General features: G+C 64.6%; 23 protein-coding genes. 8 read left to right on the plus strand and 15 right to left on the minus strand.

The window, feature by feature from the left end:
• Positions 1–22 precede the first annotated feature (22 nt).
• Genes U5A57_RS13020 through U5A57_RS13035 form a run of 4 tightly spaced genes read right to left on the minus strand, consistent with a single transcriptional unit; the run spans position 23 to position 5,698 of the window.
• The gene (locus tag U5A57_RS13020) at positions 23–2,032 is read right to left on the minus strand and encodes an acetyl/propionyl/methylcrotonyl-CoA carboxylase subunit alpha (RefSeq protein ID WP_321911412.1); all 2,010 of its coding nucleotides are present in this window, start codon (positions 2,030–2,032) and stop codon (positions 23–25) included.
• 33 nt (positions 2,033–2,065) lie between these two features.
• Positions 2,066–2,854: an enoyl-CoA hydratase/isomerase family protein gene (locus U5A57_RS13025; RefSeq protein WP_321911413.1), complete on the minus strand. Its 789-nt coding sequence runs from the start codon at positions 2,852–2,854 to the stop codon at positions 2,066–2,068.
• A gap of 19 nt (positions 2,855–2,873) precedes the next feature.
• The gene (locus U5A57_RS13030; RefSeq protein WP_321911415.1) at positions 2,874–4,481 is read right to left on the minus strand and encodes a carboxyl transferase domain-containing protein; all 1,608 of its coding nucleotides are present in this window, start codon (positions 4,479–4,481) and stop codon (positions 2,874–2,876) included.
• A gap of 35 nt (positions 4,482–4,516) precedes the next feature.
• Positions 4,517–5,698, minus strand: a complete 1,182-nt coding sequence (locus U5A57_RS13035) for an isovaleryl-CoA dehydrogenase (protein ID WP_158759228.1) — start codon at positions 5,696–5,698, stop codon at positions 4,517–4,519.
• 194 nt (positions 5,699–5,892) lie between these two features.
• Between U5A57_RS13035 and U5A57_RS13040 the strand changes: the two genes are divergently transcribed.
• Positions 5,893–6,618 (plus strand): TetR/AcrR family transcriptional regulator, encoded by a 726-nt coding sequence (locus U5A57_RS13040; protein WP_321911419.1) that lies wholly within the window; start codon positions 5,893–5,895, stop codon positions 6,616–6,618.
• Between the two features lie 35 nt (positions 6,619–6,653).
• Here the strand turns inward: U5A57_RS13040 and U5A57_RS13045 are convergent, their stop codons facing one another.
• The 6 genes from U5A57_RS13045 to U5A57_RS13070 all read right to left on the minus strand — a co-directional run bounded on the left by U5A57_RS13045 (position 6,654) and on the right by U5A57_RS13070 (position 12,749).
• The gene (locus U5A57_RS13045; protein WP_321911421.1) at positions 6,654–8,141 is read right to left on the minus strand and encodes a chemotaxis protein CheW; all 1,488 of its coding nucleotides are present in this window, start codon (positions 8,139–8,141) and stop codon (positions 6,654–6,656) included.
• A complete protein-coding gene (locus U5A57_RS13050) occupies positions 8,138–8,692 on the minus strand; it encodes a chemotaxis protein CheD (RefSeq protein ID WP_321911423.1) in 555 nt (184 codons plus the stop codon). The genes U5A57_RS13045 and U5A57_RS13050 overlap by 4 nt, the downstream gene beginning before the upstream one ends.
• Positions 8,676–9,518 (minus strand): protein-glutamate O-methyltransferase CheR, encoded by an 843-nt coding sequence (locus U5A57_RS13055; protein WP_321911425.1) that lies wholly within the window; start codon positions 9,516–9,518, stop codon positions 8,676–8,678. The genes U5A57_RS13050 and U5A57_RS13055 overlap by 17 nt, the downstream gene beginning before the upstream one ends.
• A gap of 15 nt (positions 9,519–9,533) precedes the next feature.
• On the minus strand, positions 9,534–11,231 hold the full coding sequence (locus U5A57_RS13060) for a methyl-accepting chemotaxis protein (protein ID WP_321911427.1): 1,698 nt from the start codon (positions 11,229–11,231) through the stop codon (positions 9,534–9,536).
• A 403-nt stretch (positions 11,232–11,634) separates the two neighbouring features.
• Positions 11,635–12,243 (minus strand): DUF3443 family protein, encoded by a 609-nt coding sequence (locus tag U5A57_RS13065; RefSeq protein WP_321911429.1) that lies wholly within the window; start codon positions 12,241–12,243, stop codon positions 11,635–11,637.
• A 41-nt stretch (positions 12,244–12,284) separates the two neighbouring features.
• Positions 12,285–12,749: a DUF2844 domain-containing protein gene (locus U5A57_RS13070; RefSeq protein ID WP_321911430.1), complete on the minus strand. Its 465-nt coding sequence runs from the start codon at positions 12,747–12,749 to the stop codon at positions 12,285–12,287.
• Positions 12,750–13,168: 419 nt separating this feature from the next.
• On the opposite strand from U5A57_RS13070, the gene U5A57_RS13075 reads away from it, so the two are divergent.
• Together U5A57_RS13075 and U5A57_RS13080 are read left to right on the plus strand one after the other, a co-directional pair.
• Positions 13,169–13,540 carry a hypothetical protein gene (locus U5A57_RS13075; RefSeq protein WP_321911431.1) on the plus strand — a complete coding sequence of 124 codons (372 nt, stop codon included), beginning with the start codon at positions 13,169–13,171 and terminating at the stop codon, positions 13,538–13,540.
• A 25-nt stretch (positions 13,541–13,565) separates the two neighbouring features.
• Complete coding sequence (locus tag U5A57_RS13080) at positions 13,566–14,108, plus strand: glycine zipper family protein (protein WP_321911432.1); 543 nt, start codon at positions 13,566–13,568, stop codon at positions 14,106–14,108.
• 85 nt (positions 14,109–14,193) lie between these two features.
• On the opposite strand, the gene U5A57_RS13085 is transcribed toward U5A57_RS13080, so the two are convergent.
• A complete protein-coding gene (locus tag U5A57_RS13085) occupies positions 14,194–17,364 on the minus strand; it encodes a transglycosylase domain-containing protein (RefSeq protein WP_321911434.1) in 3,171 nt (1,056 codons plus the stop codon).
• 229 nt (positions 17,365–17,593) lie between these two features.
• On the opposite strand from U5A57_RS13085, the gene U5A57_RS13090 reads away from it, so the two are divergent.
• Positions 17,594–17,926: a hypothetical protein gene (locus U5A57_RS13090; protein WP_201697413.1), complete on the plus strand. Its 333-nt coding sequence runs from the start codon at positions 17,594–17,596 to the stop codon at positions 17,924–17,926.
• A 239-nt stretch (positions 17,927–18,165) separates the two neighbouring features.
• The gene (locus tag U5A57_RS13095) at positions 18,166–18,435 is read left to right on the plus strand and encodes a hypothetical protein (RefSeq protein ID WP_321911770.1); all 270 of its coding nucleotides are present in this window, start codon (positions 18,166–18,168) and stop codon (positions 18,433–18,435) included.
• Positions 18,436–18,538: 103 nt separating this feature from the next.
• Here U5A57_RS13095 and U5A57_RS13100 read toward each other — a convergent pair whose 3' ends face one another.
• A complete protein-coding gene (locus U5A57_RS13100; protein WP_321911440.1) occupies positions 18,539–19,273 on the minus strand; it encodes a response regulator transcription factor in 735 nt (244 codons plus the stop codon).
• 385 nt (positions 19,274–19,658) lie between these two features.
• On the opposite strand from U5A57_RS13100, the gene U5A57_RS13105 reads away from it, so the two are divergent.
• Both U5A57_RS13105 and U5A57_RS13110 read left to right on the plus strand, forming a co-directional pair.
• Positions 19,659–20,960, plus strand: a complete 1,302-nt coding sequence (locus U5A57_RS13105; protein ID WP_321911442.1) for an MFS transporter — start codon at positions 19,659–19,661, stop codon at positions 20,958–20,960.
• Positions 20,961–21,096: 136 nt separating this feature from the next.
• The gene (locus U5A57_RS13110; protein WP_321911444.1) at positions 21,097–22,572 is read left to right on the plus strand and encodes an MFS transporter; all 1,476 of its coding nucleotides are present in this window, start codon (positions 21,097–21,099) and stop codon (positions 22,570–22,572) included.
• A gap of 51 nt (positions 22,573–22,623) precedes the next feature.
• On the opposite strand, the gene U5A57_RS13115 is transcribed toward U5A57_RS13110, so the two are convergent.
• The 3 genes from U5A57_RS13115 to U5A57_RS13125 all read right to left on the minus strand — a co-directional run bounded on the left by U5A57_RS13115 (position 22,624) and on the right by U5A57_RS13125 (position 23,813).
• Positions 22,624–22,893, minus strand: a complete 270-nt coding sequence (locus U5A57_RS13115; RefSeq protein ID WP_321911446.1) for a hypothetical protein — start codon at positions 22,891–22,893, stop codon at positions 22,624–22,626.
• Positions 22,894–22,963: 70 nt separating this feature from the next.
• Positions 22,964–23,395: a DoxX family protein gene (locus tag U5A57_RS13120; RefSeq protein ID WP_321911447.1), complete on the minus strand. Its 432-nt coding sequence runs from the start codon at positions 23,393–23,395 to the stop codon at positions 22,964–22,966.
• 256 nt (positions 23,396–23,651) lie between these two features.
• A complete protein-coding gene (locus U5A57_RS13125) occupies positions 23,652–23,813 on the minus strand; it encodes a hypothetical protein (protein ID WP_321911449.1) in 162 nt (53 codons plus the stop codon).
• A 198-nt stretch (positions 23,814–24,011) separates the two neighbouring features.
• Between U5A57_RS13125 and U5A57_RS13130 the strand changes: the two genes are divergently transcribed.
• Positions 24,012–24,842, plus strand: coding sequence for a helix-turn-helix transcriptional regulator (locus tag U5A57_RS13130; protein WP_321911451.1), 831 nt, complete (start codon positions 24,012–24,014; stop codon positions 24,840–24,842).
• The last annotated feature ends 118 nt before the right edge of the window (positions 24,843–24,960 follow it).

Raw genomic sequence — 24,960 nt, forward strand, 5'->3', positions numbered from 1 at the left:
AGTCAACTCTCATCAAGCATCGTCAAGCGGCTTCGAGCACGAGCAATTGCGCACCGTCCGCCACCTGGTCGCCTACGCCGTACAAAACTTCGGTCACCTTACCAGCCGCCGGTGCGCCGATCGTGTGCTCCATCTTCATCGCTTCCATGACGATGAGCGGCGTGCCTTTTTCGACCACGGCGCCCGGCTCCACCAGCACGGCGATCACCTTGCCCGGCATGGGCGCGGTCAGGCGGCCCTCCCCGTGCTCCGCGTCGGCGGCGTGCGCGAGCAGGTTCTGCCACTCGAACGCCATTGCCGTGCCGAGGCAGAACACATGAAACACGTCGCCGTCGATGAATACGCGACCCTTTACGTGCTTGTCGCCGATGGTCGCGCCGTATTCGTCCGCGCCGTCGCCGCGCCACCATGTGTAACGCGTCGCGTGGCCCGCATAGGCTAGCGTCTGTTCGCTGCCGTCATGCGTATGCGCCACGGCGAACGCCGTGTCGCTTTCGACGTCGCGCCAAGCAAGCGATTGCGAAAAGCCGCTATTCAAGCGCCAATGCGAAAGCGACTGCCACGGCGACGTGCCCGTCGTCAGCCCACCCTCGCGGCCAAGCAGCGCCGCGCACGCGAGCGCAAGCGCTTCGCGAACCGGCTTCTGCTGCGGCGAGAACAAGGCGTCGTGGTTGCGCTCGATCAGGCCCGTGTCGAGATCGGCGCTCGCAAACGGCTCACAGGTCACGAGCCGGTGCAGAAACTCGACGTTCGTATGCGGCCCCACCACCTCGCACGCTTCGAGAGCACGCTCCATGCGCGCCAGCGCGTCCTCGCGCGTCGCGCCGTGCACGATCAGCTTGGCGATCATCGGATCGTAGAACGGCGTAATGATGTCGCCCTCACGCACGCCGCTGTCGATGCGCACGCTCGCGCGCTGACCCGCGTCGCCGAGCCGGAACTCAACGCCCTCGGGCATGCGCAGATGCTTGAGCGTGCCTGTGGAGGGCAGGAAGCCGCGCGCCGGGTTTTCCGCGTAAATGCGCGCTTCGAGTGCATGGCCCGTGATCGAAAGCTGCGACTGCCCGAGCGGCAGCGGCTCGCCCGCGGCCACGCGCAATTGCCATTCGACGAGGTCGAGGCCCGTGATCATTTCCGTCACGGGGTGCTCGACCTGCAGGCGCGTGTTCATCTCCATGAAGTAGAAGTCGGCGCCCGTCATGATGAATTCGACGGTGCCCGCACCCTCGTAATGGACCGCACGCGCCGCGGCCACGGCCGCCTCGCCCATGGCGCGGCGCACGTTGTCGGCCAGGCCCGGCGCGGGCGCCTCTTCGAGCACTTTCTGGTGACGGCGCTGCACCGAGCAGTCGCGATCGAACAGGTAGACCGCGCCGCCGTGCTTGTCGGCGAACACTTGTACTTCAACGTGGCGCGGCCGCGTGAGGTACTTCTCGATCAACACGCGATCGTTGCCGAAGCTGCTTGCCGCCTCGCGCTTGCACGAAGCGAGCGCCGCCGCGAAGTCCTCGCTGCGCTCGACCACGCGCATGCCCTTGCCGCCGCCGCCCGCGCTTGCTTTGAGCAGCACGGGGTAGCCCATTGCATCCGCCTCGCGCTGCAGGAGCGCGGGGTCCTGGTCGTCGCCGTGATAGCCCGGCACGAGCGGCACGGCCGCCGCATGCATCAGCGCCTTCGCGGCCGCCTTCGAGCCCATGGCGGCGATTGCCTCGACCGGCGGCCCGATAAAGGCGATGCCCGCCGCTTCGCATGCGCGGGCAAAGTCTTCGTTCTCCGAAAGAAAGCCATAGCCGGGGTGAATGGCCTGAGCGCCCGTGGCGCGTGCGGCTTCGATAATGCGCTCAAAGCGCAGATAGCTTTGCGCGGCGGCCGCTTCGCCGATATGCACGGCTTCGTCGCAGGCCGCGACGTGCTTGGCGTTCGCGTCGGCGTCCGAGTACACGGCCACGCTCTTCACGCCGAGCCGCCTGCACGTAGCCGCAACCCGGCATGCGATCTCGCCGCGGTTGGCGATCAGGATTTTGTTGAACATGTGCTGTCCTCGCTTCGTTTCCTGCTTCTTGCCTTATTGATCGCGCCAGCGCGGCGTGCGCTTTTCAAGGAACGACGAGACGCCGTCGCGCCCCTCCTCGCTCGCGCGAATACGCGCGATACGAACGGCGGTGTCTTCGATCAACGCGTTGTCGATCGTTTGGCCCGCGACGTCCTGCACGAGCTGCTTGCACTCGCGCACGGCGTTCGGGCTGTTCGTGCAAAGCGTTTCGGTAATGCGTTGCACGGTCGCGTCGAGTGCTTGCGCACTCACGGCTTCGCTCACGAGGCCAAGCCGCTGCGCGATGGCGCAGTCGAAGGCTTCGGCGGTGACGAAGTAGCGGCGCGATGCCTGCTCGCCAAGCGCGCGGATCACGTAAGGCGCGATCGTGGCGGGCATGAGGCCGAGGCGCGCTTCGGAAAGGCAGAAGTGTGCGGTTTCCACGGCTACGACGATATCCGCCGCGCAAACGAGGCCCATGCCGCCCGCATAGGCGTCGCCATGCACGCGTGCGACGACCGGCTTCGGGCAGCGATAGACCGCCGAGAGCATTTGCGCGAGACGCATGGCGTCGGCGCGATTCTCCTCGTCGGAATAGCCGGCCATCTTGCGCATCCAGTTCAGGTCCGCGCCTGCGCAAAAGGCCTTGCCATTGCCGGCGAGCACGATCGCGCGCACGTTGTCGTGAGCGCCGAGCGCCGTGAATGCCGCCGTGACGTCCGCGATCATCGTCTCGTTGAACGCGTTACGCACGTCCGGGCGATTGAGCGTGACAGTCGCCACGTGCCCGACGATGTCTACGGTGAGCGTTTCGTATTGCATTGTTCTCGTCCTCAATGCATCACATGCGGAACACGCCGAAGCGCGTCTCTTCGATCGGCGCATTCATCGTGGCGGAAAGGCCGAGGCCGAGCACGTCGCGCGTTTGCGCCGGGTCGATCACGCCGTCGTCCCAAAGGCGTGCGCTCGCGTAGTACGGATGGCCCTGCACCTCGTATTGATCGCGAATCGGCTGCTTGAATGCATTTTCTTCTTCGGCGCTCCACGTGCCGCCCTTCGCTTCGATGCCGTCGCGGCGCACCGTGGCGAGCACGGATGCGGCCTGCTCGCCGCCCATCACCGAAATGCGCGCGTTCGGCCACATCCACAGGAAACGCGGCGAATACGCGCGGCCGCACATGCCGTAATTGCCTGCGCCGAACGAGCCGCCAATGATGACCGTGAATTTCGGCACCTTGGCCGTGGCCACCGCCGTCACCATCTTCGCGCCGTTGCGCGCAATACCTTCGTTCTCGTACTTGCGGCCCACCATGAAGCCCGTGATGTTCTGCAGGAACACGAGCGGGATCTTGCGCTGGCAGCACAGCTCAATGAAGTGCGTGCCCTTCAGCGCCGATTCGGAGAACAGAATGCCGTTGTTCGCGATGATGCCGACCGGGTGGCCCCAGATGTGCGCGAAGCCGGTCACGAGCGTGGTGCCGTAGCGTGCCTTGAACTCGTCGAAAGCCGAGTCGTCGACGATGCGGGCGATCACCTCGCGCACGTCGAACGGCTTGCGCGTATCGACGGGAATCACGCCGTAGAGGCTTTTCGCGTCGAAGCGCGGCGGCAGCGGTTCGCGCAGCACAACAGGCGGCGTTTTCGTGCGGTTCAGATTGCCGACGATCGAACGCGCAATCGCCAGCGCGTGGGCGTCGTTCTGCGCGAGATGGTCGACCACGCCGGAAAGACGCGTATGGACGTCGCCGCCGCCCAGGTCCTCGGCGCTCACTTCCTCGCCCGTCGCCGCCTTTACGAGCGGCGGGCCGCCAAGGAAAATCGTGCCCTGGTTCTTCACGATGATCGACTCGTCGCTCATGGCCGGCACATAGGCGCCGCCAGCCGTGCACGAGCCCATCACCACGGCGATCTGCGGAATACCCTGCGAAGACAGATTCGCCTGGTTGTAGAAAATGCGGCCGAAGTGATCGCGGTCCGGGAACACCTCGTCCTGGTTCGGCAGGTTGGCGCCGCCCGAATCGACGAGATACACGCACGGCAGGTTGTTTTCCTGCGCGATTTCCTGTGCGCGCACGTGCTTCTTCACCGTGACCGGATAGTACGTGCCGCCCTTCACCGTGGCGTCGTTGCAAACGATCACGCACTCCTGGCCGGCAATGCGGCCAATGCCCGTGATGATGCCCGCGCCCGGCGCGTCGTCGTTGTACATGCCGTAAGCCGCGAGTTGCGAGAACTCCAGAAACGGCGTGCCCGGATCGAGCAGTTGCGCAATGCGATCGCGCGGCAGCAGTTTGCCGCGCGAGAGGTGCTTGTCGCGCGCGGCCTCGCCGCCGCCGAGCGAAAGCTTCTGGATCTTCTCGCGCAGGTCCGCGACGAGCGCTTCGAGTGCCGCGGTATTGGCCTTGAAGTCTTCCGAGCGCGGATTGAGCTTCGATTCGATGACCGGCATCCCGTCCTCCCTTGATTAACCTGAGTTGCCTGGGATTACATCGTTTCCGCGAACAGCTCGCGGCCGATCAACATGCGGCGAATCTCGCTCGTGCCCGCGCCGATTTCGTAGAGCTTCGCGTCGCGCCAGAGACGCCCCACCGGATACTCGTTGATATAACCATTGCCGCCGAGAATCTGAATGGCTTCGCCCGCCATCCACGTGGCCTTTTCCGCCGTGTAGAGAATCACACCCGCGCAGTCCTTGCGCACCTGGCGCACGTGGTCCTTGCCGAGCGTGTCGAGCTGGCGGCCCACTGCGTAGAGATATGCGCGGCACGCCTGGTACGTCGTGTAGAGATCGGCAACCTTGCCCTGAATGAGCTGGAATTCGCCGATGGCCTGGCCGAACTGCTTGCGGTCGTGGATGTACGGCACCACGGCGTCCATGACCGCGGCCATGATGCCCGTGGGGCCGCCCGCAAGCACGGCGCGCTCGTAGTCGAGGCCGCTCATCAGCACCTTCACGCCACCGTTGAGCTGGCCCAGGATGTTCTCTTCGGGCACTTCCACGTCCTGGAACACTAGTTCGCCCGTATGCGAGCCGCGCATGCCGAGCTTGTCGAGCTTCTGCGCAACCGAAAAGCCCTTCATGCCTTTCTCGACGATGAACGCCGTAATGCCGCGCGACCCTGCTTCGGGGTCGGTTTTCGCATAGACCACCAGCGTGTCGCAATCCGGGCCGTTGGTGATCCACATCTTCGTGCCGTTGAGCACATAGCGGTCGCCCTTCTTTTCCGCGCGCAGCTTCATGCTCACGACGTCCGAACCCGCGTTCGGCTCGCTCATGGCGAGCGCGCCGATGTGTTCGCCCGAAACGAGCTTCGGCAGGTACTTGCGCTTTTGCGCCTCGGTGCCGTTGCGATGAATCTGGTTCACGCACAGGTTCGAATGCGCACCGTATGACAGGCCGACCGAGGCGGACGCGCGCGAGATTTCCTCCATCGCGACCATGTGAGCCGTGTAGCCCATGTTCGCGCCGCCGTATTCCTCCGAAACCGTCATGCCGAGCACGCCCAGGTCGCCGAACTTGCGCCAGAGGTCCATCGGGAACTGGTCGGTGCGGTCGATTTCGCCCGCGCGCGGCGCGATTTCCTTCGCCGCAAAGCCGGCGATGCTGTCGCGCAGCATTTCGACTTCTTCGCCAAGCGGGAACTGCAAACCGGGTACGTTGCTCATGTGTGTCTCCAGAGAATCTCGGTCCGGGCGGTGCTTCGCCCCATGGACGCCCATTTCACGCCACATTTACGTTAACGTCAATAGGTATTTCTGAGTGACGCTCAAGTTGTCATGCAGATGAAATTTCCTTGTCTGGCGGCGATTCTTTCGTAGATAATGAATTCCACCCTGACGTAAATTGAATCAAGCTCAACATGGAAGCCGTTGCCCAGAAAGCCGTCCTGCCCGCCTCGCGCCGCCAGCCGGCGGGCCGCAAGTCGCAGCAGCGCGTGCGGGAAATCCTGCAAGCGGGTCGCGAGGTGTTCTCGGAAAAAGGGTACGCGCGCGCCACCACGGCCGAGATCGCCCAGCGCCTCGGTGTGTCCGAGGCAACGGTGTTCAGCTACTTTCGGGGCAAACGGGAGTTGTGCGCGCGCGTGATCGGCGACTGGTATGACGAATCGATCGCCGCGATCGAAGGCGGCCTGCCGCGCGACGGCACCGTGCGCCAGCAGTTTGCATTCATCGTGCGCATGCATCTGCAGTTGATGCTGGAGAGCGGCACCGGCATCTGCGAACTGGTGCTCTCGGAAGGCCGCACGCGCCACCACGATCTGAGCGACGCGCTCACGGAAATGCAGCGCCGCTACACGGCGCCGCTCATGCGGGTGCTCGCGCGCGGCCAGGAAAACGGCCAGATCCGCAACGACCTGCCGCTGCGGCTGCTGCGTTCTCTGGTGTTCGGGCCCATGGAGCACGTGCTGTGGGACGCGACGCTCGCCAACCGCCGCACGGACATCGACGCCACGGCCGAACGGCTCGTGGATGCGCTCTGGTCGGCCCTGCAGCCGCCCAACCTCGAACTCGCCGCGCTAGCGCAATTCAGCCAGGACGTGGGTGAAGCGGTGCGCCGGCTCGAGCGCGAACGCGCCGCGCGCTAGCCGGCGCGCCGCTTCGCACACTGGTTGGCCAGCCATCAAACCGCCGCTTCCTCGGCCACGCGCGCGCATAGCGAAGCGGGGTCGAGCAGCATCAGCGTGCCCTTGCCCGGCAGTTCCACGGCTTCGCGCATGTCGTTGCGCACGCACGCGCCTTCGCTGCGCGTGAACGACTGCGGCAACGCGAGCTGGGCCGAACCGGTCAGCGTCACGATATCTTCGACCGAATCGACAAGCAGTCCGTATTTTTCACGCTCGTATTCGACAATCAGCACCTTCGCGCGCGCGAGATCCTCATACGGCGGCATGCCGTACATCGCGCGCACGTCGATCACGGTCACGAGCACGCCGCGCAGGTTGAGCATGCCGCGCACGACGCCGGGCAGCCCCGGCGTATGCACGATGTCGTCGCGATAGTCGATTACCTCGCGTAACTGGGCGATGCGCACGCCGATCAACTGGCCGATGCGGAACGTAACGAGCGTTTGCCGCGTGCCTGCACCGCGCTTTTGCGCCGCCTGCGTCAGAGCGTTGCGATACAGATCGCGATGACCCGCCGCGAGCGCCACGACACGCTCGTTGGCAAACAGCGCGTCGGCGTTCATGAGCAGCACGCCCGCGCCATCTTCGGCCGCCAGATAACCCGCGAACAGCGAGCGCTGCGCATTGCCGCCGTAAGCCGGCATGGGCAGCAGGTCTTCTTCGCGATATGCAACGATGCTCGCCACTTCGTCCACCAGCATGCCGAAATGCAGGTCGTTGCGATGAAGCACGACAATGCGCCGCTCGTCCACACGCGCCTCGTCGCCGCTCGCGCGCGCGAAGCCCAGCAGCGCGCTGAAATCGAGCACGGGAATCGTCGCGCCGCGCAGGTTCAGCATGCCGATGCATACCTCGTTGGCGAGCGGCGACTGCTGCAAGGCCGGCACGCGGATAATTTCCTGGATCGCGTCCATCGGCAGCGCGAGCGCCGTGGCGCCCACCTTGAACGACACATTCTGGCGGCGTTGCCCCTGGTGCGCACGCCGCTCGGCCGCGCGCGGCGCCGTTTGCGCGAGCTGCGGCATGTCGCGCAAACTGAGCAGCACCGCGGGCGCGAGCACCTGCAGAATGCGCTCGCCGCCGTCGAGCTTGAGCACCGCGCCAATCGCCATGGGCGGGCTGCCCTCGGGCACGTCGAGCGTGATGACCTGCTCGCGCGGCACACGCAAAATTTCGCCCGTCGCGTCGAACAGCAGCCCTACGCGTACGCCGCCGGATTCGACAATGGCGACCTTGCGCGCCGCGCTCGTGCTCTCGGCGTTCAAACGCAGCAGCTGCCGCAGATCGACCACGGGAATCAGCGTGCCGCGCAGGTTGAAAAGCCCGAGCAAATACGACGGTGCAAGCGGGATCGCTGTGAGCGTCTCGGGCGGATTGACGACCTCCTGCAAGGCGGACACCGGCAGCGCCAGTTCGGTGCCCGCCAGATGGAACGAGCCGTACAGTTCCACGTTCGGGCCGGCTGCAAGCGTGCGTAGACTCATCGAGTGACTCCTTGTTCCGGCAACTGCGAGGGCATCGCAGAGGACTTCGGCTCGAGCGAGCGCGAGAAGTGGCGCACAGCATAGTGATGCTGCTCGCAGTCGATGCTCAGCTGGCGACCGCACTCGCCGCCCACGTCGACATGCACGAGTTTCAGCCGCGCGTCGGCCAGCATCTGGCGCGCAATACGAACATTTAGCTCTCCGATCGGTTCGTGAATTGTCGTGCGATGGTGCATCATGTTCGCGCCCCCCGCGAGCACAGCCTCGATATCGCCTTCGCGAGCCTCGTGGGCGTGCATCATGGCGAGCAGTTTCGGCAACGCTTCGATCACGTACTTCGCGCCATTGCCGGCCTGCGGAGCACCCGCGGCCCGTGCACCTCCCGTGGGCTCGGGCAACAGACAATGGGCTAACCCGTACGTCGCGCGCGAGCGCCACAGGAGCCCGATGCCCACGCACGACCCCAGCGTCGCGCGCAGGATTTTCCCTTCCTCGCCGCTGCTCACGGCGATTTCACACATTCGCACCTGCACGTCACGCTGGATGCTCATGTTCACGTACCTCGTTGCGATAGATGAGCGGCTGTTCGAAGACGAATCCCGCTGCGACCCGGCTCAGCGATTCGGACTCGCCCACGATCAGCACGGCGCCCGGCCGCATCGCCCGCCGCACGTTGGCGAGCACGGCCTTCTGGCCTTCGAGATCGAAATAGATCAGGACATTGCGCAACAGGACCAGATCGAACTGGCCGAGATCGCGCGGCACGTCGTAGAGGTTGTGACGGCGAAAGCTCACGTGCGTGCGCAAGGCCTCGTTCACGCTGATGCCCGCCGCGTCGCTGCGGAAATACCGCTGCACGAGTTCCGGCCGCTGCTGGCGCAGGCTCTCCATGCTGCGGCCGGCATAGTGTCCGGCGCGTGCACTCGCAAGAATGCCGTCGGAGATATCGGTGCCGACGATCGCATAGCGTAGCGAGGGATGCAGCAAGCGCAACTCCTCGCAGAGCATGGCCGTTGTCCACGCCTCCTCGCCACTCGACGCTGCAGCCGACCAGACGCGCAAGGGCTCGCCCTTGCGCTGTGCTGCCCATCGCGGCAGGAATTCGCCCGCCAGATACTCCCAGATGCGGGGCGTGCGAAAGAACGACGTTTCGTTCGTCGTGACGAGATCGATGAAGTCGCGCACCTCGTCCGAACTGCCGTCGAGCAAGCGCAAATAATCGCCATAGTCGGGCAGCCCGAGCGTCATGATGCGGCGGCGCAAGCGGCCCTTGAGCATGGTCCACTTGCGCTCGTTCATCGCGATACCGGTATGCCGGCGCACCTTCTCGAACAGCGCGTTACGCACCGACAATTCGGCATCCTGATCGATATCCACTGCAACCTCCAGACTTCACACCACGAAGCGCGCCACCGTCGTGTCGAGACCCACCGCCCCGCCCTTGAGCGACGCCGCCGCGCGCGCGATCGTGTCGCATGCACCCGCCGACTTCTCGGTTTCCTCGGCGACCTGCTGAATCGCGGCGCTCACTTCGCGGGCCGCAATGAGCTGCTCGTCCGCGCCGCATGAGATCTCCGAAATCGCCTGGGTCGTGCGGCTCACACCCGCCACGATCTTCTCGAAGGCTTCGCCCGCCTGCTTCGAAATTTCGCTGCCCTGCGCAACGCGTTTCACCGACTCGTTGATGAGTTTGGAGATTTCCTTCGTCGCTTGCGAAGAGCGTTCCGCCAGCTTGCGCACTTCATCGGCGACCACGGAGAAGCCGAGGCCGTGCTCGCCCGCGCGCGCCGCTTCGATCGCCGCGTTGAACGCAAGCAGATTGGTCTGGCTGGCGATCTCGCCAATCACCTTGATGATCTCGCCAATATCCTCCGACGAGCGGTTGATCAACTCCATCGCCTCGATCGATCGCGTCACGGCCTTCGCGCCGCGCTCCGCCTCCTGTTGCGTGTCCTTGGCGAGCTGGTCGGCGCCCCGTGAGTTGTCGGCGATCGAGTTGATGGAGGCCGTGAGTTCCTCGATCGATGCGTTCATTTCCTCGACCGTCGCGCCGAGCAGTTGTGCGCCGCTCGCCACGGTGTCCGCGCGCGCGGCGATGTCCTGCGAAGAGTCCTTGAAGGTGCCCGCCGATTCGACCACCTTGCCGATCACGCCCGCGAGGTCGCTCATCATGCCCTTGATGCCGGCGGCCAGCTGGTCGATCGGCTCCTCGCCGGTGACCTCGACGTCGCCCGTGAGGTCGCCGGCGGCCGCGCGGCTCACCACGCCGAGCAGCTTCTCGACCTTGCGCTGATCGTCCTGCGCGCGGCGCTGCACGCTCTCTTCCAGCTCGACCTGGGCGCTCACGTCGTTGGCGAACTTGATGACTTTGTAGAGCCGGCCATTCACGTCGAAGATCGGGTTATAGGTCGCCTGGATCCACACCACGCGGCCGCCCTTGGCGATGCGCTTGTAACGTCCCGCGTCGAACTCGCCGCGATTGAGCTTGGCCCAGAACTCGCGATAGTCGGGGCTGGCCGCGTACGACTCCTCGCAGAACATGCGGTGATGTTTGCCGAGAATTTCTTCGAGACGATAGCCGAGTGTGTCGAGGAAATTCTGGTTCGCGTGCAGCACGACACCGCCCGTGTCGAACTCGATCACGGCCTGGGCCTTGTCGATGGCGCGCAGACGCCCTTCGTATTCCGCGTGCTGCTGCTTGGCGGCGGTGATATCGGTGGCGAACTTGATGACCTTGTAGGGCCGGCCGTTTTCGTCGATCACCGGGTTGTATGACGCGTTGATCCAGATCTCGCGGCCGCCGCGCCCTACGCGCCGGTATTCGCCGCGGTCGAACTCGCCGCGGCCAAGCCGGTCCCAGAACTGCCGATAAGCCTCGGTACGCACATAATCAGGATCGCAGAACATCCGGTGATGCTTGCCGCGCACTTCCTCGAGTGTATAGCCGAGCGTCGCGAGGAAATTCTCATTGGCGTGAAGAATGGTGCCTTGAAGGTCGAATTCGATGACTGCCTGAACACGATTTAGCGCTGCATTGACTGCGCTTAATTCGCGTAATTCGATCTGACGATCCGGTGTCGATTGTTCCATGGTCCTGCCCTCGTATTGGGTTCGCTTTCGATGCAAATCGGATTGCGGCGTGCCGCCGTCAGGTTCGGGCGATTTCTCTCGGATTTTTTTATTTGGCGCTCGTGGCGCCTCGATGCCGCATCTCTTACCCGTGTTTTATCGGCTCACTATCTGGTTAACTTGACCAGGGGTTTGTGCTAAGGCAAACGTTTTCGTTCGGCCCCACGTTAGCCATCGCGCGATATTTTTTTCATGAGATACAGCTGCTTCAATTCCAATATTCATTTAATGAAAAATTGGTAATTGAAACGCCATTTCATGCAATCAATACTGAAAACGTATTAGATCCCATTTCCTCAGTTATTGAGTAATAAAAAAAGCGCACTTTACAGTGCGCTTTCGCTTTTAAAGTCGCCGCGTGCAACTAGCGATTCATGTATGCCACATAGGGACCCTTCCCACCGCCGGCAGAACGTGCGCCGTCGATCCCGTAGTAGACGCGCCGGCCCAGGAAGAACGGCAGGCCGAGATCGACCGTTTGAGCCATGTAAGCCGTGAGGTTGTTGAAGGCGAAATTGCTGGAAGCGAGTAGCGCGAACGCGTTGCCGATATTCACCGTCACGTTGTCGCTCACACCAGTGGAATCGTTCAGCACGACATTGCGCGTCCAGTCGACTGGCGGCGCGAAGAATCCGTTGTATTGCATGATCGAGCGGTCATCGAAGAACGTCGCGTTCGATCCGGAATCGATGAATCCGGCGACTGCCGTCGAGCCGCTGTACTTCGCGACAAAGTTGCCGTAGCTGTCCGTGGCCAGAACCGTCGCGCCGGCGCCGCTCAACGGGTTGTTCGCCTGGGTGTCGATGCCGAACGTGAGCGTGCCGTCCACCGCGCTCGCGCCAAGCGACGAGACCGCGGGCATATCGACAATGACGCCATTGTTGTCGATGGGAAACAGCGCGACGGGATTGATGATGTCCCCGCCCCCACCGCCTCCGCCGCAAGCAGTCAGGACGAAGCTCAGTACGAGCACCGAGATCCACGTGATTCTTTTCGTTGCGTCTCCCCGTTGCCTTACTGAATTTCGTCCGTGCTGAAGCCCTGCGGCAGCGCCGGTGGCAGCCAGGCTCGACCTGTCAGCGCACCCATATGACCACCCGACTCCACGACGAGATCGTCCTCGCGCAATGCGACCGGTCCATAGCCGCCGCCGCGCGCGGCGTGGGCGCTGGCGAGTCCTTTCTGCCACGCGGGGAAATAGCTGCCGAGCAGCGTTTCGAGCGATCCCACACGCGGGCCGCGCCACGAGAGCGCGAAGACGATGCCTTTCGCATCGAGGTATTCGCGAATCGTCGCGCCATTGGCAAGGGTCGAGGTATTGACGGTGTAGCGGGCGACGGCCGACTTGCCGGCTGCCATGAGACGGGCGTCGGGCACGCTACGCATTCCGGCGTAGGTGGGTGTCCCCCCCAGCACGGCCCACGCCGGCGACGCGGACAGCATCGACATCGTGACAAGACAAGTAAGATTTTTTCTCATGTCGTAGTCCTTATTAATTATGTGAACGCACAGCGGCACGCTGCAGCAGTGAGGCGCGGGAAGTCTATGTCAATCCAACGAAGGACCTGCATTCAGAAAATCGAAATGGCTTTTTCGATTTGTTGATGGCCACGGCAGGGCGCAAGCTGCAAGAAGATCGATATCCAATTGTTACAGCCGGGCGGCGCGCGCTCGCCCCTCGCTGCGGGCATTTGCGTGAAACATGGGCCACGAAGCCAGCCGTTGCACGCCGTTTGCGCTCCGGGAGAGCTTCGCGCCCCATAAACCTGCCAGAGTTTGTAACAACTCGAAAAATCGGCGCAACTCGCGTAATTGCATTGGTTCCGCCGATGTCTTAGCGTTCGATAATTGGCTGGCGCGCGCCGTTGCCCCAGCCTGCCCGTTTCTGGAGATCGTGTGTGAGAAGGTCGAAACTGTTTCTCGGGGCCGCAGCGGCCGCGCTTGTCGGCGTATGCGGGGTAGCACAGGCGGCGCGCGTCGGCGTGTTCATCGGCGGCGGTGTGCCGTATTACTACCCGGTCGCGCCCGTACCGTACTACTACGCGCCGCCCGTCATCGTCGCGCCGCCACAGGCGCCCGACTACATCGAGCAGGGGCAAGCCGGCGCCCCGATGGACCCGCAGCCGGGCCCCGGCGATGCAGCGGGCGAGCAGCAGGCAAACGCCGACACCTGGTACTACTGCGACGAGTCGAGAACCTACTATCCGTATGTAAAGCAATGCTCGTCGGGCTGGCGCGCGGTTCCCGCCCAGCCGGCGCCTTCGAACTGACCACCTTGACGATATCGAGCCGCAAATGAAATACACGTATCTCGCGCTACTCGCCGCCGCGGGGCTCCTGAGCGCATGCGCCGTGACGCCCACGGGGCCGAGCGTGATGGCCTTGCCCGGCACAGGCAAAACCTTCGACCAGTTCCGCGCCGACGACGCGAATTGCCGCCAATTCGCCTTCCAGCAGGTAGGCGGCGTCACCGCGAACCAGGCGGCGACCGGCGCAGGCCTCGGCAGCGCCGTGGTGGGCACGGCGCTCGGCGCGGCCGCGGGCGCGGCATTCGGCGGGGGCCAGGGCGCGGCCATCGGCGCGGGCGCGGGCCTGCTTGCCGGCAGCGCGGTCGGCATGGGCAACGCCCAGGGCTCCGCGTGGGACGTGCAGCGCCGCTACGACTACGCCTATCTGCAATGCATGTACGCCACCGGCAACCGCATACCGGCGCCCGGCAACATGACGATGTCGCAACCCCAGCAGTTCCAGGCGCCGCAGCAGCAATTCCAGACAGCGCCCCGCTATTTGCCGCCGCCCCCGCCGGGGTCGGCGCCTCCGCCGCCTAGCGGCTATTGAAGCGGTATTGACCGCATAAAAAGAACGCGGGACTTGGCGCATGCGCCAAGCCCCGCGTTTTGCTTTGGATGCCGAGTAGCCCGATTCAGTGCGAATCGAGCTCGAGCGCCTTGCCGTTCCACACCACACGGTGCATTTCACCCGATTGCGGGTCGATCAGCGTCATCTGCTGTGCGGCGTGCACGGGATCGGGTTTCGCATCGCCGTCCGAGGCGGGCCTCGATTCGAGCAGCGGCTGCAACACAGGCGCAAGCGACTTCAGCAGTTGCACGGACAGCGCGCTCGTGAACGTGTAGCGCGCCGCATAAGGCTCGTGCACCCATGCCGTGAGCGTGCCGTAGAAGCGGTTGCCGATCACGAACACGAAGGTCGCGCTGCGGTTCACCTTGCGCGATTCGATCAGCCGCGCGCCCGGCGCGTACACGTTGAAGCGCTGGTCGCCGGTGCCGGTCTTGCCGTAGACCGGCAGCGTCTTGCCGTCGGGGAGCGTCATGCCCTCAGCAAGGCGCTTGGCCGTGCCGCCCTCCACCACCGCCGTCAGCAACTCGCGCACCACCTGCGAAATCTCGGGCGAAACCAGCGCTTGCGGCGGCGTGGACGCATGCACGAAGTGCGTCTCATAGGGTGTGCCGCGTGCAAAGTCGAGCGACTCGAAACTATGCGTCGGCAGCTTTTCGCCGTTGCTCGATATGAGGCCGATGAGTTGCGCGAGCGCCGCGGGCCGGTCGCCCGACGCGCCGATCGCCGCGCCATACGAAGGCGTGATGCTGTCGAACGGATAACCGAGCGAGCGCCAGGACTTGCCGATCGCGTCATAGGCGCGCAGTTCGATCATGTGGCGAATGCGCCGGTTCTGCGTGGCGTGGTACTTCGTCTTGAAGAGCCACGAGTAGGTATAAAGTCGCGTGTCGCGGCTCGCTTCCTGGACCTGCGCGAGCGTCGCATCCGGGTGCGTGCGCAAGTAATTCAGCAACCACAGTTCGAGCGGGTGAATGCCCGCAATATAGCCACGATCGTTGAGGTTGAATTTGTCGATTGCGTACTTGTCGTAGTAGCGCGCGAGGTCTTCGTCGTCGAGCCACTGGAACTTCGTGTTCTTGAGTTGCGCACGCATCTGTGCGTCGAACCATGGCAGCTGGCCATCGGGCTTCACGCTGCGCAGCACGGTCGCAATGCGCGCCGGGCCCTTGCGCGTGTGCTGCAGCAAGATCGCCAGCGCTTCGTCGTTGCTCTTGCCCGCGTAGCGCGTGTAGAAGCGCTTCATGTAGACCTGGCTTTCACCGTCGGCGAACTGCGTGAGAAAGCGCGTGCGCACGGCCGGGTCGTCGAGCCACTGCGCGGGCGGCCCCGAAGTCTGGATCATCTCGTAGTGAACGATGTCGCGCATGAGCCGCACGAACACCAGATTCACCGAATGCTGGAACGCGCGGTGCACCGTGAGAATCTGTGCGTTGTCGCTCGACTCGAAATTGTTGAAGCTCTGCGCGCCGCCGCCGGTGTAGAACGTCTCGCCCGGGTTGGCCGAATACTTGCGCTCCACGGCCGCTTCGAGCATGGCATGCAGCGAGCGGTCGGACGTTTTCGAAAGATAGTCGACGGCCCAGCGCGTGAGCGCGTCGCTCGGATCGATTTGCGGCAGCATCGCGCGCAACGACTTCACGTCATCGGCCGCGTACCGCGCGTGCAGTGCGCTCACGATCTGCAGATACGTCACGAGCGTGCGCAGCTTCGCTGTCGACCCCAGATTCAGCCGCGCACCCGAATTGATGTCGAATGGCTGGTTCACGCTGTCCGTTTGCACGCGCACGAGGTTTTCGCCGTTGCTGCGCTCGAACAGCGTGAAGCTATACGCGATCTTCGAAGGATCGTCGGAGGGGCGCAGCATCTCGAAGCCGACCAGACCCGCCTGGCGCGCGCCGTCCTTCGTCGCGGCGTCGGCAAGGCGCTCGCCCACGGCCTGCTGCACGCTGTCGACGAGCGTAGCCGTGGCGGTGAGATCGAGGCGGTCGAGGTCGTAAAGCGTCTTTAGTCCGAGCGCCTGCATGAGTTGAGTGCGCAGCGTCAGCACCGCCTTGCGCTCCATGAATGACACCGGCGCGCGCTGCGACGGCTTCGAGCGGTCGAGCGAGAGTTGCGTGGCGAGCGCGGCGTCGCGCAACGCGGGCGTAATCACGCCGCCGGCGCCAAGCAGGCGGATGTAGCTGTCGGTCAGTTTCGCGAGCGCGTCGTTGTTCTTTTGCAGGAAATACGAAGGCGCGCGCTGGGCGATCAGCAGCGAGAGCACCTGGCGGAACGCCAACGCCTGCGTGTCGAGCGACTCGGGCGTAAGCGGCGCGCGCAGGATCCGGTTGACGTCGCGGAAGTCGCGCCCATACCAGGCGGCGAGGCCGTCGCCGAGACCGTTGACTTCACCCACACCCGGCTTGGCGGAGAGCGGCACCGAATTCAGGTAGTGCACGAGAATCTGCTGGCGCGCAGGCATGGTCTGCGGGCCGTCCAGGTAAGCGCGCAGCGAAGCGGACGCGATCTGGCGCAGCTTCTCCGGCGGCGTCGAGGTACGGCCGCCCGACGAATGCCGGAACTTCTCGATCTGCGTGGCGAGCGTGCTGCCGCCCGGCGTTTGCTGATGCCGGTTCACGAGGCGCGCCCCCTGGTCGACGAGCGCGCGGCTAAAACGCCCCCAGTCGATGGCCGGGTTGCGGTTCGGCTGATCCGGGGCCAGCAGGTACTTGTCCTCGATGAAAAGCAGCGAGTCGCGCACCACGGGCGGCACCGCGTCGAAATTCTCGTAGGCGCGCTGCGGATAACGCGTATGGAACAGTGTCGCACCCGACGCGTCGCGCAGCACGATCCCGGCCTGATCCTTTTCTTCGAAGGGCAGGAAAAGCCCCTGGTCGGCCACGGCGAGCATGCGATCCGAATCGCGCGCCTGCGCCGCGATCGCGAAACCGCGTTCCGCAAGCCGGTTCGCGAAGGTGGGCAATTGCGCATAACCGAGCCGCACGTCGTACGGCCCGTTCGTGGTGGGAAAGCGGATGCTGTGGCTCGGCCCGTTCTCGACCGTATAGCCTATGTCACGCGTGAGTTCGGAAAGGTAGCGCGCCTGCAGACGCGAAGTATCGATTTCGATCTGCACGATGCGCGCGATGATGACGAGGGCGGCCAGAAACGCGACGACGAATCCCCACTTGACCCACCTGAAAAGTGAGCCAGCGCCAGCGGCGCGAACAGGAAAGCGTACCGATGGGCGGTTCATGCGTATTCTCCTGACGTCACGTCAGATTTCCAGGCGGCACCCCTCAGATAGTCTATCTCTCTCCGTAGGATCTTGCGTGCCGCTATGTAGGGCTCCGCACGCTCGTCGCACTGCCGCAACACCTATGCCCGGTGCGTGACAGTTTTGCGGCATTTTGCGCGAGCCCCGTGGCACGGGAGATGCTCCCGATATAATGATTGACTGACTATTTGGTTGGATACCGGGAAATATGAAGAAGCTTGCCGTGCCCCTTGCCCTTTCGCTCACGCTCGGCGCGTGCGCGTGGTTTCAGAGCAACCCGGACGCGGGTCAGCCGGTCATCGATTCCACAACCAACCGGTCGGTCCAGGACGTGATCTCGTGCCTGACCGTGGAAGCCCAGCGTCACGGCGCCAGCTTTACCACCTCGCCGCTGCCGCAAGGCCAGATGCTCGAGTTCGGCGACTCGAACGTCATCAAGGTTCGCACCGACAACGGCGCGACGACCTACCGCTATTACGCCGGCAAACGCCACGCCTCGAACCTGTGGATCGAGGGCGCGAGCAAAACCTGCGCGCCTTGAGCATTTGACGGGCGGCTTGCGCCGCAGCCGCGACGTGCGCGTGCCGAAAGCGCCTTTTTGCGCTTTTTCGCAGTTTGACGCCCGTCTATTACAGCCTTTTACATTCATGCGCGCTGTGTAGCGCGCTGACACATTTTCGCCAGGCGTTTTAAGAATCGCTTAAGTCTTCGTGCGCATCATCGCTTCACTCAGAAGAAACGCATGCAGCAGGAGGTTCCGTGAAACAGCAAGATCCGCAGATCCAGACGACGAGTCAGGTCAACAGCGAGGCAGCGCCCGGTGCGAAGCCCGTTCGCCGCACCTTGTTGCGCCGTTTGCTCAGCCACCACGAGCTTGCGACCCTCCTGTTGCTGCTGCATGCGCCGATCGATGCGCACGCCAAACCGGAAATTCCCATGCTCAAGGAAGCCGGCCTCGTCGAGCAGGTGCAGGACGCCGCCGGTGACGCGCGCATCCGCCTCACGTCGGAAGGCAACGCCGTGCTGCAAGGACTCGGCCTCGCGCGCTGAGGTTGCCGCGCGCCGCACCGGACACGTCGAACAAAAAAGACGGCGACACGCATTGCGTGCCGCCGTTTTTTTTGCCGAACCGCATAACGGTGCGCGCGTCGCCTCAAGCCGGCTCGAGCTCCTCATTTTCGGCGGCGAACGCCTCATTTTCGTCCTGCAAGCGCAGTAGCCGGTAGCCGCTCTTGTATACCGGCTGGAGCCGGAAGCCGTTCGGCGTCTCGATCTCCAGCAGCAGACGCAGGCGCGACACGTGGCTGTCGATCGTGCGGGTCAGCGTATGCAACTCGCGCCCCCACACCATCGCGTAAATATGATCACGCGAGAGCACCCGGCCGATGTTCGAAAAGAACAGCGCGGCGAGCCGGTATTGCGTAGTCGAAAGCTCCACGGGCTTGCGATGCACGCTGACAGCCTGACGCCGCATATCGAAGTGATAGGGACCCGCGTCGATCGTCATATTCTCGTAGCGGTCGGGAAACGCGCGGCGCAAGAGTGCGTTCACGCGCGCGCGCAGCACCGAAGGGCACACTGGCAGGCCCACATAGTCGTCTGCGCCAACCGAAAACGCGCGCACCACGCTCTCGTCGGACGCGTCTTCCGAGACGAAAAGCACCGGAATCTGACTGCCGTTCACCGCCCGCAACGTTCTCAGCAACTCGGCGCCGGCAACCTGCGAGCCCTGCCAGTCGAGCACGAGCATGTCGACCGTCGATGCGGCCAGCGTCCTCGCCAGTGTGAGCGCGTCGCTGAACTGAACGCAGGCGTGACCGCATTGCGTCAACACGCGCTCGAGTTGCTGGCGATGGGCAGCGTCGCGCTGGAAAATCGCGATGCGCATAGTGGGTCCTTTTATGAATCGACTATCGAAGCGTGCAATTTTGTGGAGATGTGCAAAAACTGCCCATCGGACGAGTCCGAAATCCAATCGGCTGCAGCGCTTTCCCACAGCCGCCCATGCGCGCTCTGACGGACGCAGGCCAGGCCCGCGTCTGGCGGCCGGCAAGCTTCCTGTAGAATCTCCGGCTGGCCTGAACTCGTCGGCACGTCCGCCCACCCGCGCGGACGCGCTGTTGCCGTGCCCCCACCCTTGCGCCCGCCTATCCGACGACCGCCGCCCCCGCGCCACGCGCGCACCAGGCAAATTCGGCCATCACGGACGTCCGCACGCGTTCTTCACGCGCTACATGCAACGTCGTACATAACAACATCCTGGTTTTTCGGAAATGCAAGCAACAGACATTGGCGTGCGCACGCCTGCCGCTGCGCGCGCGCTCACCCGCAGCGACTACAAGACGCTCGGGCTCGCCGCGCTTGGCGGCGCCCTCGAGTTCTACGACTTCATCATCTTCGTGTTCTTCGCGCCGGCTATCGGCCAGTTGTTCTTCCCCGCAACGATTCCCGACTGGCTGCGTCAGCTGCAGACTTTCGGCATCTTCGCGGCGGGCTACCTCGCGCGCCCGCTCGGCGGCATTGTCATGGCGCATTTCGGCGACCTGCTCGGCCGCAAGCGCATGTTCACGCTCTCCGTGCTGCTGATGGCGCTGCCCACGCTCGCCATGGGCTGCCTGCCCACCTTTGCTTCGATCGGCGTGCTCGCGCCGGTGCTGCTGCTCGCGCTGCGCGTGCTGCAAGGCGCAGCCGTGGGCGGCGAGGTGCCGGGCGCGTGGGTGTTCGTTTCCGAGCACGTGCCGCGCCGCCATATCGGCTATGCGTGCGGCACGCTCACGGCGGGCCTCACGTTCGGCATCCTGCTCGGCTCGCTGATCGCCGCGGCCGTCAATCATCACTACGCCCCGAGCGACATCGCCGCGTATGCCTGGCGCATTCCGTTCCTGATCGGCGGGCTGTTCGGCATGTTCTCGGTGTATCTGCGCCAGTGGCTGCACGAAACGCCCGTGTTCGCGGAAATGAAGGCGCGCAAGTCGCTCGCCGAAGAAATTCCGCTCAAGGCCGTGCTGCGCGACCACGGCCGCGCCGTGATCGTCTCGATGCTGCTCACGTGGATGCTGTCGGCCGCCATCGTCGTCGTGATCCTCATGACGCCGCCGCTGCTGCAAAAGCAGTTCCATCTCGACGCCACCACGTCGCTGCTGGCGAACTGCGTGGCCACGCTCTTTCTCACGGTAGGCTGCGTGAGCGCGGGCGCGCTCGCGGACCGCTTCGGCGCGCGCCGCGTGCTGGCCATTGGCGGCATTGCGCTCGCGATCTCGTACTACGTGCTGTTCCGCCAGATCGCCGTAGACAGTTCGATGCTCATGCCGCTCTACGCGGTGAGCGGGCTGCTGGTCGGCACGATCGGCGCGGTGCCGTATGTGATGGTGAACGCGTTCCCGCCCGTGGTGCGCTTCTCGGGCATCTCGTTCTCGTACAACGTGGCGTATGCCGTGTTCGGCGGCCTCACGCCGATCGTCGTCGCACTGCTGATGAAGTCCGCACCGCTCGCGCCCACTTATTACGTGGCCGCGATCTGTGTGCTCGGCGCGATCACCACGCTGTTCTTCAAGGACCCGCACCGGGAGTCGTAAATGCCCCGCCGGGCGCTCTGAACGCACGCTGAGCGCACACTGAGCGCCCGCCCGGTCCGGCACCATTTTTCCGGCGGCTTCGACGATTCACCTCGCGCTGAAACGTCGAAGCCGGCGAGCGTCCTACCATGGGCGCATGAATACCTCACACCCCACCCCCGCCCCCGTCCATTTCACGCCCGCGCTCACGCGTATCGTCGCAACCGTCAGCATCGGGTTCGTCGTCACGCAGCTCGACGTGACCATTGTGAATATCGCGCTCGCGCGCGTCGCAACCGATCTCCATGCGAACGTCGCGGGCCTGCAATGGATCGTCGACGCCTACACGCTCGCCTTCGCGGTGCTGATGCTCTCGGGCGGCGTGCTCGGCGAGCGCTACGGCGCGCGCCGCCTCTACGCCGCCGGTCTTGTCGTGTTCGCGTTCGCCTCGCTCGCCTGCGGGCTCGCGGCCAATCCGGTCATGCTGATCGCCGCCCGCGCGGTGCAGGGCGCGGGCGCGGCGGCCATGCTGCCCAACTCGCTCGCGTTGCTCAATGAAGCGTGCCGCCATGACCGCGGGCTGAGGGCACGCGCCGTGGGTTTCTGGACCGCAGCGGGCGCCATCTCGATCGCCGCGGGCCCGGTGGCGGGCGGCCTGCTGATCGCGGCGTTCGGCTGGCGCAGCATTTTCCTCGTCAACCTGCCACTGTGCGCGGCCGGCCTGTGGGCCACGCTCGCGTGGATTCCCGCGCCGCGCCGCCACCAGCACGAATCCACCGCTGCCGGCGCGCCCGCCGCGCGCAGCCTCGACGTGCGCGGCCAGCTCCTCGCCATCGTGGCGCTCACGGCCTTTACGGGCGCCGTGATCGAATGGCGGCCGCTCGGCTTCGCGCACTGGGCCGTGGCTGGCGGCTTTGCGCTCGCGTTCGTAGCGAGTTTGGCGTTTGTCGCGCTCGAAGCGCGCACGCGCGACCCCATGGTGCCGCTCGCCATGCTGCGCAACCGCACGTTCAGCGCGGCCGTGCTGTTCGGTATCTGCGTGAATCTCACGTATTACGGCACCGTGTTCGTGCTCGCGCTTTACCTGCAGCATGCGCGCGGCGAAACGCCGTTGCAGGCGGGCCTTGCGTTCATTCCGCTCACCGGCGGGTTCCTGCTCTCGAATATCGTGAGCGGCCATGTGGTGGCGCATTACGGCACGCGCCGGCCGATGATCGTCGGCGCGCTGATCGCGGGTGCGGGCTATGCGCTACTGGTCGGCGTGGACGCCGCGACGCCGCTCGCCTTCGTGCTGCTCGCCTTCCTGCTGATTCCCTCGGGCATGGGCCTCGCCGTGCCTGCGATGACGACGGCCGTGCTTTCCTCAGTCGAACCCGCGCGCGCGGGCACGGCCTCGGCGCTGCTCAATACGGCGCGTCAGGCGGGCGGTGCGGTGGGAGTGGCGGCGTTCGGTGCGCTCGCGGGCGGCGCGCTCGCGGCACAGGTGGTGGCCGGCCTGCGTGCGGAAACGGCGGTCTCGACGGCGCTCCTGCTCACGGCGGCCGGGCTCGCCTGGTTCGTGAAAACCGATCCGGCGCATGCGCGCGTGCGCCGTGCCGCGCCTGCGCGGATGAACGAGCCGGAATCGCGCTGATGCAATGGCGAGCTGGGGTGACGCGCTGTGATGGCGCACTGCGGCGCCAAATTACAGCGACGCCTCCTGGATCGTGCCGGAGTCGATCGCGCGGGCGATCAAGCCATCGCTCTGCGCCTTGCGGATGGCGTGGGCAATCAGCTGGTCGGGCTCTTCGAGCTCGGCCTTGAGCGCGCCGAGAATCCCGGTGGCGTCGAGAATCACCAGCGTCTTCGCGGTATCCGCATAGCTGATGAACACGCGCCGCGTGCCGTCCTCCGCAAGACTCGCGCAGAACTGCCCAGTCTTGCCTGCCACGTTGAAGTCGAAGTTCTGTATCAAGGCCTGCTCCCTTTACACCCGGTTGCCCGGTGGTTGTGATTCGACACTCGCGCCTCGCCATACAAAGGCGTCAGCCTCGCAGGCCGCCGCGCGGCGCGCGCATGCCATCAACGGAAGCACGTCCCGCGCCCGTCACGCTCAACAACAGGAAACCGCCCGCGATCGCCACGTTTTTCCAGAAGTGAATGACCGCATCTTGCTGCGCCGCCGCCTGGGTCACGTTCCAGAAGTCATGGCCCAGTATCGCCGTGACAATAGCGTACAGGGCCAGCAGGAACGCAACCGCGCGTGTGCGCACGCCCAGCACGAGCGCGATGCCGCCGAGCAGTTCGATGACGGTCGCCACGATTGCGCCATACGAGGCATACGGCACGCCCTTCGAGTGCAGGTAGCCGACGAACCCCGCGTACCCCAGCAGCTTCATGGCACCGCCCCAGAGAAACAGAATGGCGAGCGCGATGCGGGCGATGAAGATGATGAAGGAATCGGCGGGACGGGTCATGGAGGGCTCCGGTATGCAATATCGGAATGACCACGGGGCGCACGGTCAGTTCCCTCGAATTGATACGGGAACGGCAGACGAAGCGTGACGCGCCAGGGCGTGCCGTACGCCGGAGCGACGCAAACGAACCCGGAAACCAGGCCGGCAATTGATTCGGAATGCTATGGAATTTACGTAGCAGCGAATGCGGCGATTCGCTCGCGATGCCACGACACGAACGCACAAACCCGCGCAAAACGCCGCGGCGCTGGCACGCTCAATGCTTGTGGCGCATGCCGTGCGGCCGATGCGCGTCGAGCCAGCGAGTCAGGCGCGCCTCGAGCGAGCCTCTGCTGCGGCGCGACACGGCCCACATGACCGCGCACACCAGCAACATGACGCCTGGTCCGAGCAGATAAGCAGCAACCGTTTCCCTCATGGCTGTCTCCTCAGCGCGACGCCACAGTACGTGAGATTTTTCATTCTAGGCGATAGCGCGGCACACGGTAAACGTCGTCCACGCATGCAGCAGGGACATAAACCCAAGGTTTTCATATATCCGATGTCGGCAGCGCCAGACAGTTTCTTTACCTCATACGTAATCGCTTCGGCCACGCGTTTCGCTAGAATCGGCGCCATGACCACGCTCGCTTCCATTCTCCCTGCAACGCCGTCCGGCACTGTGCGCCGCAGCGTCGGCGAGATGCTGCGCGACTGGCGCGTGCGCCGGCGCATGAGCCAGCTGCTGCTCGCCACCGAAGCCGAGATTTCCACGCGCCATTTGAGCTTCGTCGAGTCGGGCCGCGCGCTGCCGAGCCGCGAGATGGTCATGCATCTCGCGGAGCAACTCGACGTGCCGCTGCGCGAGCGCAACGCGCTGCTAATGGCGGCAGGCTACGCGCCGCTCTATCGCGAGCGGGCGCTCGACGACCCGCAGCTCGCCGCCGCGCGCGAGGCGGTCGATCTCGTGCTGCGTGGGCACGAGCCCTATCCTGCCGTAGCAGTGGACCGCCACTGGAATATCGTCGCCGCGAACGGCTCGCTCGCACCGCTCATCGGCGACGCTTCACCCGCGCTGCTCGCCGCGCCCATCAATGCGCTGCGGCTTTCGCTGCATCCGGAAGGCATGGCGCCGCGCATCGTCAACTGGCACGCGTGGCGCGCGCATTTGCTGACGCGCCTGCAGCGTCAGATCGATGCGAGCGCCGACCCCGCGCTCGCCGCGCTGCACGAGGAGCTCGCGTCGTATCCCACCCCGCCGGGCGTGGCGAACACGAGCGCCGAGCCCATCGCCCACCACATTGCCGTGCCGCTGCGCGTGCGCACGGTGCTTGGCGAGCTGGCGTTCTACAGCACGACCACCGTGTTCGGCACACCGGTCGACATCACGCTTTCCGAACTGGCAATCGAAGCGTTCTTTCCCGCCAATCCGCAAACGGCGCAGGCATTACGCGATCACGCGCGTTGAAGTCGGTCTGGCTCGTGAAACGAGCGCGAACAATCATTGCGGATTCATGCGCACGCAACGATCCAGCAACTCCACGCACGGCAGCGTCAATCTCAATCGACTACAAAAAAAAGGCGCC

The organism is Paraburkholderia sp. J11-2, from assembly GCF_905220185.1.
In the GTDB taxonomy this organism is placed as follows: domain Bacteria; phylum Pseudomonadota; class Gammaproteobacteria; order Burkholderiales; family Burkholderiaceae; genus Paraburkholderia.

Excerpts from the sequence above, each read along its gene's own strand:
- U5A57_RS13020 (WP_321911412.1), bottom strand. The coding sequence starts at position 2,032 with ATGTTCAACAAAATCCTGATCGCCAACCGCGGCGAGATCGCATGCCGG.
- U5A57_RS13025 (WP_321911413.1), bottom strand. The coding sequence starts at position 2,854 with ATGCAATACGAAACGCTCACCGTAGACATCGTCGGGCACGTGGCGACT.
- U5A57_RS13030 (WP_321911415.1), bottom strand. The coding sequence starts at position 4,481 with ATGCCGGTCATCGAATCGAAGCTCAATCCGCGCTCGGAAGACTTCAAG.
- U5A57_RS13035 (WP_158759228.1), bottom strand. The coding sequence starts at position 5,698 with ATGAGCAACGTACCCGGTTTGCAGTTCCCGCTTGGCGAAGAAGTCGAA.
- U5A57_RS13040 (WP_321911419.1), top strand. The coding sequence starts at position 5,893 with ATGGAAGCCGTTGCCCAGAAAGCCGTCCTGCCCGCCTCGCGCCGCCAG.
- U5A57_RS13045 (WP_321911421.1), bottom strand. The coding sequence starts at position 8,141 with ATGAGTCTACGCACGCTTGCAGCCGGCCCGAACGTGGAACTGTACGGC.
- U5A57_RS13050 (WP_321911423.1), bottom strand. The coding sequence starts at position 8,692 with ATGAGCATCCAGCGTGACGTGCAGGTGCGAATGTGTGAAATCGCCGTG.
- U5A57_RS13060 (WP_321911427.1), bottom strand. The coding sequence starts at position 11,231 with ATGGAACAATCGACACCGGATCGTCAGATCGAATTACGCGAATTAAGC.
- U5A57_RS13070 (WP_321911430.1), bottom strand. The coding sequence starts at position 12,749 with ATGAGAAAAAATCTTACTTGTCTTGTCACGATGTCGATGCTGTCCGCG.
- U5A57_RS13080 (WP_321911432.1), top strand. The coding sequence starts at position 13,566 with ATGAAATACACGTATCTCGCGCTACTCGCCGCCGCGGGGCTCCTGAGC.
- U5A57_RS13085 (WP_321911434.1), bottom strand. The coding sequence starts at position 17,364 with ATGAACCGCCCATCGGTACGCTTTCCTGTTCGCGCCGCTGGCGCTGGC.
- U5A57_RS13090 (WP_201697413.1), top strand. The coding sequence starts at position 17,594 with ATGAAGAAGCTTGCCGTGCCCCTTGCCCTTTCGCTCACGCTCGGCGCG.
- U5A57_RS13100 (WP_321911440.1), bottom strand. The coding sequence starts at position 19,273 with ATGCGCATCGCGATTTTCCAGCGCGACGCTGCCCATCGCCAGCAACTC.
- U5A57_RS13105 (WP_321911442.1), top strand. The coding sequence starts at position 19,659 with ATGCAAGCAACAGACATTGGCGTGCGCACGCCTGCCGCTGCGCGCGCG.
- U5A57_RS13110 (WP_321911444.1), top strand. The coding sequence starts at position 21,097 with ATGAATACCTCACACCCCACCCCCGCCCCCGTCCATTTCACGCCCGCG.
- U5A57_RS13120 (WP_321911447.1), bottom strand. The coding sequence starts at position 23,395 with ATGACCCGTCCCGCCGATTCCTTCATCATCTTCATCGCCCGCATCGCG.
- U5A57_RS13125 (WP_321911449.1), bottom strand. The coding sequence starts at position 23,813 with ATGAGGGAAACGGTTGCTGCTTATCTGCTCGGACCAGGCGTCATGTTG.
- U5A57_RS13130 (WP_321911451.1), top strand. The coding sequence starts at position 24,012 with ATGACCACGCTCGCTTCCATTCTCCCTGCAACGCCGTCCGGCACTGTG.